Origin of the sequence: Acinetobacter piscicola, from assembly GCF_015218165.1 — a bacterium.
Classification (GTDB): domain Bacteria; phylum Pseudomonadota; class Gammaproteobacteria; order Pseudomonadales; family Moraxellaceae; genus Acinetobacter; species Acinetobacter piscicola_A.
The window spans coordinates 3802556-3817676 of sequence record NZ_CP048659.1; the positions used below are offsets into that span (position 1 = coordinate 3802556).

A 15121-nucleotide genomic window follows, 5' to 3' on the forward strand; every position below is an offset into this window, starting at 1 on the left:
CGCGTCAGCAATCAGGCTGATAATATTGGATGACAACTTGCATGAGCGATAAGCAAACTCCTGAAAATGCTGTGGATTATAAATCTACGCTGAATCTACCAGGTACTGAATTTGCAATGAAAGCAAATCTCGCAGTACGTGAAGCGAAATGGTTGGAAGAGTGGTATGCCGACAACATTTATCAGCAGATTCGTGCATCGCGTATTGGCAAGAAAAAATATGTGCTTCATGACGGCCCTCCATATGCCAATGGTCAAATCCATTTAGGGCATGCTGTAAACAAAGTTCTCAAAGACATCATCATTAAAAGCCGTGTCATGGACGGTTTTGATGCGCCTTATGTACCTGGTTGGGACTGTCACGGTCTACCGATCGAACTCAAAGTTGAAGAAAAAGTCGGTAAAGTGGGTCAAAAAGTTGATGCTCCAACTTTCCGTAAAGCATGTCGTGAATATGCCTACACGCAAATCGAACTTCAGAAAAAAGATTTCGTGCGTATGGGTGTGTTTGGCGATTGGGACAATCCTTATTTGACCATGAACTTCAAACAAGAAGCCGACATCGTACGTTCATTGGGTGAAATTGCCAAAGCGGGTCATATTGAACCGGGTCTTAAACCAGTCAATTGGTGTCTAGATTGTGGTTCTTCACTTGCTGAAGCAGAAGTTGACTATAAAGATAAAAAATCTGACGCGATTGATGTCGGTTTTGGCGTGGTTGACCTTGCTGATCTTTCAGCAAAAATTGGTGTGACTGTTGCAAATCCTACAGATATCGTAATCTGGACAACCACGCCTTGGACACTTCCTGCCAACCAAGCAGTTGCACTACATGCTGAAATTGAATATCAATTGGTTGAAGTTCAGTCTGAACGTGGCGCGCAAAACCTCATCTTAGCGAAAGATTTGGTTGAGTCCGCATGTGAACGTTATAAACTCGAAGACCCGAAAGTATTAGCTGACTTTGTTGGTGCAAAACTTGAAGGTTTAAAATTACAACATCCTTTAATTACAGAACGTCAAGTTCCTGTGATCTTAGGTGAACACGTCATTGCAACCAGTGGTACGGGTGCTGTACATACTGCACCTGGTCATGGTGTGGACGATTATAAAGTTGGCTTACAGTACAATCTAAAAGTGGACAATCCTGTTGGCGGTAATGGTGTGTACTTACCTACTGCACCGATTTTTGCAGGTGAGCACATTTATAAAGCCAATCCGCAAATCATTGCTGCTTTAACCGAAGCAGGCAAGCTTTGGGCACATGTACCAATCGTACATAGCTATCCACATTGCTGGCGTCATAAAACGCCGATTATTTTCCGTGCTACACCACAATGGTTCATCAGCATGGACAATAAAGGCTTACGTCAAGATGCGTTAAATGCCATTGAAAATGACATCGGGTTTGTTCCAGACTGGGGTAAAAACCGTATCGAAGCGATGATCGAAGGTCGTCCAGACTGGTGTATCTCACGTCAACGTACTTGGGGTGTGCCAATCCCATTCTTCGTGCATAAAGACACCAACGAATTGCATCCTCGCACACCTGAACTCATTGAAGAAGTTGCGAAACTGATCGAAAAAGAAGGCATTGATGGTTGGTACAACCGTGATGCCGCTGAGTTCATTGGTGCAGATGCTGAACAATATAATGCAGTTCGTGACACTTTGGATGTTTGGTTCGACTCTGGTACAACCCATTATGCAGTGCTTCGCCAACGTGAAGAACTACAAGACCCTGCTGACTTGTATCTTGAAGGTTCAGACCAACATCGTGGTTGGTTCCAATCTTCATTGTTGACCTCAATTGCCATCAACAAACGTGCGCCATATAAAGGCTTGCTTACTCACGGTTTTGTCGTGGATGAGAAAGGTCGTAAGATGTCGAAGTCAATTGGGAATATCATTACCCCTCAAGACATCATCAAAGATATGGGTGCGGACGGGTTACGTTTCTGGATCGCATCTGCGGATTACCGTTATGAAATGACCGCAGGTAAAGAAATCTTTAGCCGTGCATCTGATGGTTACCGTCGTATTCGTAATACTTTACGTTTCTTGTTGGCGAACTTGAATGGTTTCAAACCATCGACTGATGCACTGCCTATCGATCAATTGATTGCTCTTGATCAATACATCTTGCAACGTGCTGCAGACGTACAGAAAACCATTCAACAAGCCTATGAAGATATGAACTTCCATATCGTCACAAATGCATTAACCAATTTCTGTATCAATGACTTAGGTGGTTTCTACTTAGACATCATCAAAGACCGTCAATATACGACTAAAGCGGATTCAGCAGCACGTCATTCTGCGCAAACTGCTTTGTATCACTTGGTACAAGCATTCGTACGTTGGATGTCACCTATCTTGAGTTTCACAGCACAAGAAGCTTGGCCGCTGATTCCTGAACAGTCTGAAAAATATGTCTTTACGGCTGAATGGTATGACATTCCAGTTGCATCAACTGCAAACTTGATTTCAGAAGCAGATTGGCAAACATTAATCACTGTAAAATCTGCGGTGAACAAGCAAATTGAAGCGGCACGTAATGCCAAACTGATTGGTTCAAACTTGTCAGCAAAAGTTGAACTTTGGGCAAATGCAGAACTTAAAACTGTTTTAGACCAATTGGGTGATGAGCTTCGTTTTGTCTTGATCACGTCTCAAGTGATTGTTCATACATTTGATGAAGCACAAGGTGAAGTCACGGATCTAGAAGGTCTACGTGTTAAAGTGTCTGCGGCTGAAGGTGAAAAATGCGCGCGTTGTTGGCATGTGCTTCCTGATGTAAATACACACCACGAACATCCAGGTCTTTGTTCTCGTTGTATTATTAACCTTCCTACAGGTCAAGGCGAAGAGAGAAAATATGCCTAATCCACAAAATAAAAAGGGCTTATTGCAGTTTTATCCTCACAATTTACTTTGGCTTGGACTTTCAGTCCTTGCCATTGTATTGGATCAATGGACCAAATGGATTGCAGTTAGCCATTTAAAATATGGTGAACAAAATCCTGTACTGCCCTTTTTAAATTGGACATTGGCACATAACTATGGCGCAGCCTTTAGTTTCTTGTCCGATGCTGGTGGATGGCAAAAATATTTCTTTACAGGCTTAGCAGGCGTTGTTTCGATTATCTTTATTTTTTGGCTGATGCGTATGCCCAAAAAAATGATCATCCTGCCTGCGGCTATTGCTCTCATTTTAGGTGGGGCGGTTGGCAATCTAATTGACCGAGTTTCATTAGGTTATGTTGTCGATTTTATACATGTATATTATAACAATAGCCATTTCCCAATTTTTAATCTAGCAGACAGCGCCATTACTTTGGGCACTATTTTATTGTTAATTGATACCTTCTTTTTAGAAAAGAAACGTATTCAAAATGCGGAAAGCGCAAAATGACTGAAGAAATTATTAATCCCAATGAAGAAACCCGCATTGCGGATGGCTCCAAAGTAGAGCTGCATTTTTCTGTTGCCATTGAAAATGGTGTGGAAATTGACAATACCCGTAGCCGTGAACAACCTGTCAGTCTGGTGATGGGCGATGGTAGTTTATTACCGGGTTTTGAAAAAGCATTATTTGGTCTACGTGCAGGTGACCGTCGTACGGTTAGCCTTCTTCCTGAAGATGCTTTCGGTCCTTGGAACCCTGAAAATGTACAAAAATTCGATACCGTGAAGTTTGAACAACGTCCTGTTGAAGGTCACATGATCGAGTTTGAAGACAAAGCTAAACAAAGCCTATTTGGTGTAGTTAAAACAGTTGGTGAAGATATTACCGAAGTCGATTTTAACCATCCTTTAGCAGGGAAAAACATTACTTTTGAAGTAGAAATTTTCAAAGTCACACCTGCAGGTCAACAAGGTGTGAAATTGATGTAAGCATCAAAATATAAAAAGCTCTTTCGGGAGCTTTTTTTACATATAAAACTTAATAAATACAATTTATGACTATCAAAAATAAATTTTTCAGACTAATTTAAAACCACAATACGATAAACGCAGGAAATACATGAATATATTTATTATTGTGGGCAGCATTCGTCAAGGACGTACTGCCATTAAAGTTGCAGAATGGTTATCTAAAGAAATTAACCAACTCGACTTTCATACATTAAATACACGCATAGTTGATTTGAAAGAATGGAACTTACCTCTTTTTGCCGGTGCACATCCTCCAGCCTCAGGTATTTACGACCAACCTCGACAACAAGAATGGGCAGATCATATTGCCCAAGCGGATGCTTTTATTTTTATTTCACCAGAATACAATCACGGCTACAGTGCAGTGCTTAAAAATGCCATTGATTACCTTGGCAAAGAATGGAAAAGCAAACCTTTTGGTATTGTCAGTTATGGAGGTAACAATGGTACTTCATCGGTCGAGCAACTCAAACAAGTGTGCACTGCCCTCGATATGATCGACTCAAATGCCGTCATTCAGCTGCGAGATATTTTCAATCGTAACAAAACTGAGCATTTTGAAGGTAACGAATTTGATAACAAAGCCGTTGCGTCAGTGATCAATAAACTGATTCAGTATAGTAATATATAAAATTTTAAAGATGATCAAAAGTAATGTAAGTTTAAGCTTACATACACTGCGGTCATTTGCAGCTATGCAGTGATCTTAAAATTTTATATTCTATTGTTATAGGGAACAGGAAGTTTCCAAAACGAAAAACAATAATCATAAGTTTTAGCATCAGGATGTGAGGTACGACAGGAGTTATACCTAAGTAACTGATACAAAAAAGCCCATTCAGGATGATTGGGCTTTTTTCTATTCAAATTCTACTCACATTCCTTTGCAAATGTTAAAGCATTCAGCCTTGACTCTCCGAACAACGCTACTTAAGATTTTGCCTAAAGATTGTGAGTGTTGGTTATATTTTGTTGATTTCTACCTATTTTTCTAAATGTTATCAAAACTTTTTAAAAGTACATTCAAATTTTATAAATTTGGCACTTTTGTCTACTACGCTTGTGATTACAGGTTGTTCTACGCTAGGTGGAGGTTCTATTGAAAAGCGCTCAGCTAAATTAGCACAAGGCATTCAAAAAGCATATTCAGTAGAACCTAATACTGCTGCACGCATTGCACCAATAATTATACAAAATGCTGAACAATATGAAGTAGATCCCGTATTGATCGCTGCAATGATTCGCCAAGAATCAAGTTATCGAAGTGATATTGTTTCACCTGCAGGTGCTGTTGGACTTACTCAAGTGATTCCGCGTTATTGGCAACAAACTTGTCAAGGTGACCTATTTAATGAGCAGATCAATATCCAATGTGGTACTTATATTTTAGCCAAATATAACCAATCTGCAGGGAGCTGGAAAAAAGCATTAGCATATTATAATGTTGGGCCTACAGGCTATCAATCTAGTTGGAAAATGAAACGCCAAGGTAAAAAATATGCACGAGAAGTGAAACAACACCAACATCTTTTAAAAGATGCCTTATAACGCTTTGATAAAAAAACCTTGGCACAAACCAAGGTTTTTTTATCATTCTATCTTGCTTAGTTTGCAGAAATTGCAGCGGTTGCTTTCACTTCTATTTTACTCTCAGCTTTTTTAATTCGAATACATGAGATTGCGATCGCACCAATAATACCAGGAATCGCTACCGCAATAAAATTCCATTTATGAGGCAGCTCTAACCCTAATAAATAACCAATCAAAATCGGCCCTACAATCGCACCTGTACGTCCAATTGCAGAAGCCCAACCAATTCCTGTAGAACGTACTGCAACAGGATAAAAGTGTGCAACATAGCTATAAAGTAAGATACTACAACCAATCGAAGATGCACCTGCCAAACTAACCAATAAATAAATCACTGGTTGTGGTGAGTTAAAGCCTAGTCCGACCAGTGAGCAAACACCTACTATGAGCATACCAATTAATACAGGTTTAAAGTTAAAACGATCTGCTAAAACACCACCACCAATCGTACCAATCACAGCACCAATATTCAGTGCCATTAAGAACATCAAACTACTACCTAATGAATAGCCTGCTGCCATCATTAATTTTGGTAACCAACTTCCCAATGCATAAAGCATTAATAAACACATGAAAAATGCAATCCAAAATAATAATGTCCCGACTGCACGATTTTCAGAAAATAATGCTTTGACTGAAGCTGTTTGTGTTTGATCATCTGATGATAAAACTAATTGAGTTTCAGATGACACTTGCGCCGTAGGTTCTATTTTCTTTAAAAAATAACGTGCTTCATCCATTTTCTGTGCTTTTACCAAAAAGGTTAAAGACTCAGGTAAAAACTTCCAAAAGAATGGAACAAATAATAGTGGGATTCCTGCGATATAAAACATGATTTGCCAACCAAAATCAGCTGCAAACCATGTACCACATAATGCTGCCATAATACCGCCAACAGCATAACCACTAAACATTGTGGTTACTAAAGTACTTTTTAAGCGTTGTGGTGCATATTCTGCTGTTAAAGCAACAAGATTAGGTAAAACGCCCCCAATTCCTAGACCTGCAATAAAACGTAAAATTGCAAATTCAGTTGGATTTGAAGCAAAGCCACCCAAAAAAGTAAAAAAACTAAATAAAGAAACACAGATTAAAATGACTTTTTTACGACCAATTTTATCTGCAAGCATACCAAAGGACATCGCACCAAACATCATGCCTGCCAATGCAGTACTGGCGAGCATACCAGCTTGTACAGCAGTCATCCCCCACTCTTTCATCAATAATGGCAAAACTACGCCATTGATTGCTAAATCATAACCATCAAATAAGACGATAAATAAACACCAAAGAATAATATTGACATGGAATGATTTAAACTTCGCATGGTCCACTACAGCATTTACATTCATTGTTTGCGCTGTCATTTTACTCACCTCCAATTGTGAGACTTATATTTCAAACTACAATGAATGGCTGTTCATTTTTTGTCTAAAACCTTATAAGCATAAAATTATACCTTCTCAGTATAAAAATTATTTTTTGGTATAAAATGCCACCTACAGCTGACACAAAAGATCAATAAAATGGATAAATTATATAAAAAGTGTAACAAAGAAAAAAATTAAATCCTGAATAAACAAAAACTTAATTAAAAACACTACAGATATTAGACTTTAGTTAGCTTGCAAACATAACAACAGAGAAATAATTGATTAATCTTTAGTCTAATGTGACAAATACTATGTCTTATTTATTTGAACTTATCATAATAATGATGAAAAAACGTCCAAATTATTCCATTTTTATAAACATTATTTTCCCACCCGCCATAAAAAACACCCCCAACCTTATGGTTGGGGGTGTTTTAAATTTAAAAGCTGGCGATGACTTACTCTCACATGGGTAATCCCACACTACCATCAGCGCTAAGAGGTTTCACTTCTGAGTTCGGGAAGGGATCAGGTGGTTCACTCTTGCTATTGTCGCCAGCAAACTGTTATGGATACTTGCTTTGGTCTTATTTATTCACTTTTCAGTGTATGCCAATGCTTTTTCCAAATGAGTTATTAACAGGATAATTTGAGTTGCTATTGTAACTAGCTTTTGAACTAAATCAAGGTTTGATCTGACTGTTAGATCAGATATGAATCGATTTCAGTTTATACAACAACTGTTTGGGTGTTGTATAGTCAAGCCTCACGAGCAATTAGTATTGGTCAGCTTCATGCATCGCTGCACTTCCACATCCAACCTATCAACGTCGTAGTCTTCAACGGCTCTTTAGAGGACATAAAGTCCTAGGGAAATCTTATCTTGAGGTAGGCTTCCCGCTTAGATGCTTTCAGCGGTTATCCCTTCCGAACATAGCTACCCGGCGATGCGACTGGCGTCACAACCGGTACACCAGAGGTTCGTCCACTCTGGTCCTCTCGTACTAGGAGCAGATCCTCTCAAATTTCCAGCGCCCACGGTAGATAGGGACCGAACTGTCTCACGACGTTCTAAACCCAGCTCGCGTACCTCTTTAAATGGCGAACAGCCATACCCTTGGGACCTGCTTCAGCCCCAGGATGAGATGAGCCGACATCGAGGTGCCAAACACCGCCGTCGATATGAACTCTTGGGCGGTATCAGCCTGTTATCCCCAGAGTACCTTTTATCCGTTGAGCGATGGCCCTTCCATACAGAACCACCGGATCACTAAGACCTACTTTCGTACCTGCTCGACTTGTGGGTCTCGCAGTTAAGCGCGCTTTTGCCTTTATACTCTACGCGTGATTTCCGACCACGCTGAGCGCACCTTCGTACTCCTCCGTTACTCTTTAGGAGGAGACCGCCCCAGTCAAACTACCCACCAGACATGGTCCTCGTCCCGGATCACGGGACAGAGTTAGAACCTCAATATTACCAGGGTGGTATTTCAAGATTGGCTCCACCGAAACTAGCGTCTCGGTTTCAAAGCCTCCCACCTATCCTACACAAGTAAGATCAAAGTTCAATGTCAAGCTGCAGTAAAGGTTCACGGGGTCTTTCCGTCTAGCCGCGGGTACACCGCATCTTCACGGCGATTTCGATTTCACTGAGCCTCTGCTGGAGACAGCGCCCCCATCATTATGCCATTCGTGCAGGTCGGAACTTACCCGACAAGGAATTTCGCTACCTTAGGACCGTTATAGTTACGGCCGCCGTTTACTGGGGCTTCGATCAAGAGCTTCGCTTACGCTAACCCCATCAATTAACCTTCCAGCACCGGGCAGGCATCACACCCTATACGTCCACTTTCGTGTTTGCAGAGTGCTATGTTTTTAATAAACAGTTGCAGGGGCCTAGTTTCTGTGGCTGCTCTCAGCTCAGGAAGCAAGTTCCATCACCAAAAGCAGCGTACCTTCTCCCGAAGTTACGGTACCATTTTGCCTAGTTCCTTCAGCAGAGTTCTCTCAAGCGCTTTGGTCTACTCGACCTGACCACCTGTGTCGGTTTCGGGTACGATTCCTGTGTAACTGAAGCTTAGAGACTTTTCTTGGAAGTATGGTATCAGCCACTTTACTGTACAAGTACAGCTTGCTATCAGTTCTCAGCATAGAGTACCCCGGATTTGCCTAAGATACATGCCTACAACCTTTCACCTGGACAACCAACGCCAGGCTGACTTAACCTTCTCCGTCCTCTCATCGCATTACACAGAAGTATTGGAATATTAACCAATTTCCCATCGACTACGCCTCTCGGCCTCGCCTTAGGGGTCGACTCACCCAGCCCCGATTAACGTTGGACTGGAACCCTTGGTCTTTCAGCGAACGGGTTTTTCACCCGTTTTGTCGTTACTCACGTCAGCATTCGCACTTCTGATACCTCCAGCAGACTTCTCAATCCACCTTCATCGGCTTACAGAACGCTCCCCTACCACGTATACATAGTATACATCCGCAGCTTCGGTACTATATTTTAGCCCCGTTACATCTTCCGCGCAGGCCGACTCGACTAGTGAGCTATTACGCTTTCTTTAAAGGGTGGCTGCTTCTAAGCCAACCTCCTAGCTGTCTATGCCTTCCCACATCGTTTCCCACTTAATATAGATTTTGGGACCTTAGCTGGCGGTCTGGATTGTTTTCCTCTTGACTACGGACGTTAGCACCCGCAGTCTGTCTCCCGGATAGTACTCATTGGTATTCGGAGTTTGCATCGGTTTGGTAAGTCGGGATGACCCCCTAGCCGAAACAGTGCTCTACCCCCAATGGTATTCGTCCGAGGCGCTACCTAAATAGCTTTCGGGGAGAACCAGCTATCACCGAGTTTGATTAGCCTTTCACCCCTATCCACAAGTCATCCCCTGGCTTTTCAACGACAGTGGGTTCGGTCCTCCAGTTAGTGTTACCCAACCTTCAACCTGCTCATGGATAGATCACCCGGTTTCGGGTCTATACCCAGCAACTATACGCCCTATTAAGACTCGATTTCTCTACGGCTCCCCTATACGGTTAACCTTGCTACTGAATATAAGTCGCTGACCCATTATACAAAAGGTACGCAGTCACCGAACAAGTCGGCTCCCACTGCTTGTATGCATGCGGTTTCAGGATCTATTTCACTCCCCTCACAGGGGTTCTTTTCGCCTTTCCCTCACGGTACTGGTTCACTATCGGTCAGTCAGGAGTATTTAGCCTTGGAGGATGGTCCCCCCATATTCAGACAAGGTTTCACGTGCCTCGCCCTACTCGTCATCATTATATGTGCCCTTTCGTGTACGGGACTATCACCCTCTACGGTCGCACTTCCCAGAGCGTTCCGCTAAAACACATATAACTTAATGGGCTGATCCCCGTTCGCTCGCCGCTACTGAGGGAATCTCAATTGATTTCTTTTCCTAAGGGTACTGAGATGTTTCACTTCCCCTCGTTCGCCTCGTATGACTATGTATTCATCATACGATACCTACCTTATGGTAAGTGGGTTTCCCCATTCAGAAATCTCCGGATCACAGGATATTTGCCGCCTCCCCGAAGCTTATCGCAGGCTATTACGTCTTTCATCGCCTCTGACTGCCAAGGCATCCACCACATGCACTTAATTACTTGACTATACAACCCCAAACAGTCGTTCATCCCTACAAGTAGGATGAGCAACAGATCAACTAATTACTCAGTCAATCATACAGTTGGCGTCTTGTGCACTTAAGCACTGTACAGCTTCAATCTAAATTCATATACCAAAACGCTTGATTCAGTTTTATCGCTAGTAACTCATCAATCTCTCAAACTTAGAATTGCTTCTTCGTTTTTTGATTTCAATGAGTATGAACAATTTATTTCAACTCAAATATATTCTGTTAATGATTCACTACGTCTTCGTCAGATCGCAGTCAACTGTGATAAATCACAGAAGTTAACAAGATGCGCATATTACGCCAACTTCTTATTAATTTCTATAATCTAGGACTTCGTTCGATTAAAGCCTGCGCAAAGCATAGCTTTTTGCTTAAATTTTAAGGAAAAGCGTTGCTTTTCTATTCTTAAAATTTGGTGGAGACTAGGAGAGTCGAACTCCTGACCTCCTGCGTGCAAAGCAGGCGCTCTACCAACTAAGCTAAGTCCCCAGCTTAAGATCTAAAATATCTAATTCCCTGTACTCAATATTTAATTTTTCAATTAAATAATGTGTTCGTCAGAATGGTGGGTCTGACAAGACTTGAACTTGTGACCCCACGCTTATCAAGCGTGTGCTCTAACCAACTGAGCTACAGACCCTCAGATACTTCAATGAAGAACAACTTGTTGTGGATTCTTACCGATCGTCAATCTTTCGTTAAGGAGGTGATCCAGCCGCAGGTTCCCCTACGGCTACCTTGTTACGACTTCACCCCAGTCGTCGGCCACACCGTGGTAAGCGTCCTCCTTGCGGTTAGACTACCTACTTCTGGTGCAACAAACTCCCATGGTGTGACGGGCGGTGTGTACAAGGCCCGGGAACGTATTCACCGCGGCATTCTGATCCGCGATTACTAGCGATTCCGACTTCATGGAGTCGAGTTGCAGACTCCAATCCGGACTACGATCGGCTTTTTGAGATTAGCATCCTATCGCTAGGTAGCAACCCTTTGTACCGACCATTGTAGCACGTGTGTAGCCCTGGTCGTAAGGGCCATGATGACTTGACGTCGTCCCCGCCTTCCTCCAGTTTGTCACTGGCAGTATCCTTAAAGTTCCCACCCGAAGTGCTGGCAAATAAGGAAAAGGGTTGCGCTCGTTGCGGGACTTAACCCAACATCTCACGACACGAGCTGACGACAGCCATGCAGCACCTGTATGTAAGTTCCCGAAGGCACCAATCCATCTCTGGAAAGTTCTTACTATGTCAAGACCAGGTAAGGTTCTTCGCGTTGCATCGAATTAAACCACATGCTCCACCGCTTGTGCGGGCCCCCGTCAATTCATTTGAGTTTTAGTCTTGCGACCGTACTCCCCAGGCGGTCTACTTATCGCGTTAGCTGCGCCACTAAAGCCTCAAAGGCCCCAACGGCTAGTAGACATCGTTTACGGCATGGACTACCAGGGTATCTAATCCTGTTTGCTCCCCATGCTTTCGTACCTCAGCGTCAGTATTAGGCCAGATGGCTGCCTTCGCCATCGGTATTCCTCCAGATCTCTACGCATTTCACCGCTACACCTGGAATTCTACCATCCTCTCCCATACTCTAGCTCCCCAGTATCGAATGCAATTCCTAAGTTAAGCTCAGGGATTTCACATCCGACTTAAAAAGCCGCCTACGTACGCTTTACGCCCAGTAAATCCGATTAACGCTCGCACCCTCTGTATTACCGCGGCTGCTGGCACAGAGTTAGCCGGTGCTTATTCTGCGAGTAACGTCCACTATCTTTAGGTATTAACCAAAGTAGCCTCCTCCTCGCTTAAAGTGCTTTACAACCATAAGGCCTTCTTCACACACGCGGCATGGCTGGATCAGGGTTCCCCCCATTGTCCAATATTCCCCACTGCTGCCTCCCGTAGGAGTCTGGGCCGTGTCTCAGTCCCAGTGTGGCGGATCATCCTCTCAGACCCGCTACAGATCGTCGCCTTGGTAGGCCTTTACCCCACCAACTAGCTAATCCGACTTAGGCTCATCTATTAGCGCAAGGTCAAATGATCCCCTGCTTTCCCCCGTAGGGCGTATGCGGTATTAGCGTCCCTTTCGAAACGTTGTCCCCCACTAATAGGCAGATTCCTAAGTATTACTCACCCGTCCGCCGCTAGGTCCAGTAGCAAGCTACCTTTCCCCGCTCGACTTGCATGTGTTAAGCCTGCCGCCAGCGTTCAATCTGAGCCATGATCAAACTCTTCAGTTTAAAATCATTAGTACCTATAAGGGTACAAATCTTGGCTCATCAATTTTCTGACTTTAATTTCTCAAATAAACTTCGAGTAATTTCTACCATCAATCAATGAAAATAATTTCGATCAATCAATCAGTAAAAATCCACACAAGTTGTTCTTCATATTCTCTTAATGAATTATTTACCACCTCGTCAGTGATAAATAAGACGCAATAAAAAACTCAACAACTTAACCCTGTAAGCTAAGTTTGTTTGCTGTATCGCGTCGGGATGAGCACAGTATAGGGAATTTTAAAATGCTTGCAAGTACTTTTAAGCATTTGTTTTATTGAGTGTCTTTTTTTTACGCACCAATATGATGCATATTTATTCAATTTCAAGTATAAGTTTTTAATTATAAAGCAGAAATATGAATATAATATTTCTGCTTTATTTTTTATTATTTTTTCGCAGTATTTATTTTCGTTTGAATACTGATGATTTTCACAGCTTGTACAGGTACGTTTTGGTATGGTCCTAAATTTTGTGTAGGCACATTGACAATCTTGTCAACAATATTCATGCCTTGAATCACTTTACCAAATACAGCATAACCAGGATTTCCTGAAGCTTTATTCAAAAATTCATTATTTGCGACATTAATAAAAAATTGACTGGTGGCTGAATTTGGATCATTGGTTCTTGCCATTGCCAAACTACCACGTGAATTTTTCAAACCATTGCTTGCTTCATTTTTAATTGCTGCTTGCGTTGGTTTTTCTTGCATATTGCTATCGAAACCACCGCCTTGGATCATAAACCCCGGAATCACGCGATGAAAAATGGTGCCATTATAAAATTGACTATTTACATAGTTTTTGAAGTTTTTTACTGAGATGGGTGCTTGCTGGTCATATAGTTCAATTTCTATATCACCCTGATTGGTTTTAATTTGCATATGTGTGTTGGCAAATATTGAACTCGAAGCCACTAAAAGTAACAACGATAGACTCAGTTTTTTCATGCTTTATTCCTTGGCTTAAATTTCAGTTCTTATAGACTACGATGAACTAGCATGCAGTCTTTATCAATAATGCTTTTATTTACCATTGGATTTAAAGAAGCTGAATGTAAAGCTGAACTCGGGTTTTAGAAATGCTTTCATTTCACATAAAACAAAAGTATTTCTCTAGATCTCATGATTATTTATTTTTGTCCCAAAATTTTCTGAACTCTCTACTCATTTCAATCACGTTTCTTTTTGCTTTTCGTGAAATTGGAGTCAAGTTGATAAAACCATGCGTTTGATCTTCGTAATCATGATAATGAACTTTGACATTGTTTTGACGTAGCTTATAAGCGTAAATTTTACCTTCGTCATGCAATACATCATGCCCTGCTGTGACAATAAAAGCAGGTGGTAATTTCTTAAATGTGCCATAGGTTGGTGAAATTATGGTTGCATCAAGTGGTACATTGTATTTTGTCGCATAGTATTCAGTCACATAGTCAATATCTGAGCTAGTTAAAACCAAACCATCCTTATAGGCAAAGAATGATGGATGACGGCTCTTAAAATCGACCGCTGGATAAATCAAAAACTGTGCTTCAGGTGCATAAGCTTTATTTACTGTTCGTTGTGACAGGACTGCACAAATATTTCCACCTGCACTATCACCTGCAATCGCTATACGATTTTTAAATATTTTGAATTGACGACGGTTTTGATAGACCCAAGCCAATGCATCTTCACAGGATTGAATTAAATCATAAGGTCCAACCTCTGGTGCAAGTGGATATTCAATACTCAGTACTTGTACTTTGGCATGCGTGGCAATGAGTCGACAGACTTCATCATGCGTGTCCACACTTCCCACCACGAAACCACCACCATGATAAAACACCACGATAGGTAGTTTTTTGCTTGGTGCAGGATGGTAATGGCGTGCATAGATACTGCCACTTTGCAAAGGTAGACGAATGTCTTCAACAAATTGCACAGATGTAGGTCTGTTCACAATCGATTGCATTTGCATTTCAAATTGTTTACGTGAAGATTCAACATTTGCACCAATAAATCCAGCCTTACCCTGTTTTAATTGGGCAGCCATCATACATTTAGTGAAACTGTCTAATTGTGGGTACTGATAGGGATAGCCCAATAATTTTGTTAATGATTCTTGCGCAAATTTAGGTAAGCGATCCAAAGAACGCGCCGCAGGACCTTGTGCCTTTTCTATTAATTCTTGGATGTTATTGTTCAAAGCGACCATAGCTCGTCCTTCTGTATACTTGATTCTTCATATTTTCTACACGATCAGCCTTTAGCTGACTATATTTGTA

8 protein-coding genes, 2 tRNA genes and 3 rRNA genes are annotated in these 15121 nt (G+C 41.8%); 5 read left to right on the top strand and 8 right to left on the bottom strand.

Annotated features, from left to right (window positions below; genetic code table 11):
• Positions 1–41 precede the first annotated feature (41 nt).
• The 5 genes from ileS to G0028_RS18780 all read left to right on the top strand — a co-directional run bounded on the left by ileS (position 42) and on the right by G0028_RS18780 (position 5486).
• Complete coding sequence (gene ileS, locus G0028_RS18760) at positions 42–2885, top strand: isoleucine--tRNA ligase (RefSeq protein ID WP_180047367.1); 2844 nt, start codon at positions 42–44, stop codon at positions 2883–2885.
• Positions 2878–3414: a signal peptidase II gene (gene lspA / locus G0028_RS18765; protein WP_130075243.1), complete on the top strand. Its 537-nt coding sequence runs from the start codon at positions 2878–2880 to the stop codon at positions 3412–3414. Before ileS ends, lspA begins: the two co-directional genes overlap by 8 nt.
• Positions 3411–3896: an FKBP-type peptidyl-prolyl cis-trans isomerase gene (locus tag G0028_RS18770; RefSeq protein WP_130075244.1), complete on the top strand. Its 486-nt coding sequence runs from the start codon at positions 3411–3413 to the stop codon at positions 3894–3896. Before lspA ends, G0028_RS18770 begins: the two co-directional genes overlap by 4 nt.
• A gap of 130 nt (positions 3897–4026) precedes the next feature.
• Complete coding sequence (locus G0028_RS18775; protein ID WP_180047363.1) at positions 4027–4569, top strand: NADPH-dependent FMN reductase; 543 nt, start codon at positions 4027–4029, stop codon at positions 4567–4569.
• A 416-nt stretch (positions 4570–4985) separates the two neighbouring features.
• Entirely contained in the window at positions 4986–5486 is a 501-nt protein-coding gene (locus tag G0028_RS18780; RefSeq protein ID WP_130075246.1) for a lytic transglycosylase domain-containing protein, read from the top strand.
• Positions 5487–5542: 56 nt separating this feature from the next.
• On the opposite strand, the gene G0028_RS18785 is transcribed toward G0028_RS18780, so the two are convergent.
• The 8 genes from G0028_RS18785 to G0028_RS18820 all read right to left on the bottom strand — a co-directional run bounded on the left by G0028_RS18785 (position 5543) and on the right by G0028_RS18820 (position 15051).
• Positions 5543–6895, bottom strand: coding sequence for an MFS transporter (locus tag G0028_RS18785; protein WP_130075247.1), 1353 nt, complete (start codon positions 6893–6895; stop codon positions 5543–5545).
• A gap of 451 nt (positions 6896–7346) precedes the next feature.
• A 5S ribosomal RNA gene (gene rrf / locus G0028_RS18790) occupies positions 7347–7461 on the bottom strand.
• Positions 7462–7656: 195 nt separating this feature from the next.
• Positions 7657–10549: ribosomal RNA gene (locus tag G0028_RS18795) — 23S ribosomal RNA — on the bottom strand.
• Positions 10550–10988: 439 nt separating this feature from the next.
• Positions 10989–11064: transfer RNA gene (locus tag G0028_RS18800), tRNA-Ala, on the bottom strand.
• A gap of 74 nt (positions 11065–11138) precedes the next feature.
• A tRNA-Ile gene (locus G0028_RS18805) sits at positions 11139–11215 on the bottom strand.
• A 59-nt stretch (positions 11216–11274) separates the two neighbouring features.
• A 16S ribosomal RNA gene (locus tag G0028_RS18810) occupies positions 11275–12811 on the bottom strand.
• The 16S, 23S and 5S rRNA genes sit together here with 2 tRNA genes alongside, the layout of an rRNA operon.
• A 427-nt stretch (positions 12812–13238) precedes the next feature.
• Positions 13239–13802, bottom strand: a complete 564-nt coding sequence (locus G0028_RS18815) for a peptidylprolyl isomerase (protein WP_180047035.1) — start codon at positions 13800–13802, stop codon at positions 13239–13241.
• A gap of 178 nt (positions 13803–13980) precedes the next feature.
• Positions 13981–15051, bottom strand: coding sequence for an alpha/beta hydrolase (locus tag G0028_RS18820; protein ID WP_180047033.1), 1071 nt, complete (start codon positions 15049–15051; stop codon positions 13981–13983).
• Positions 15052–15121 lie beyond the last annotated feature (70 nt).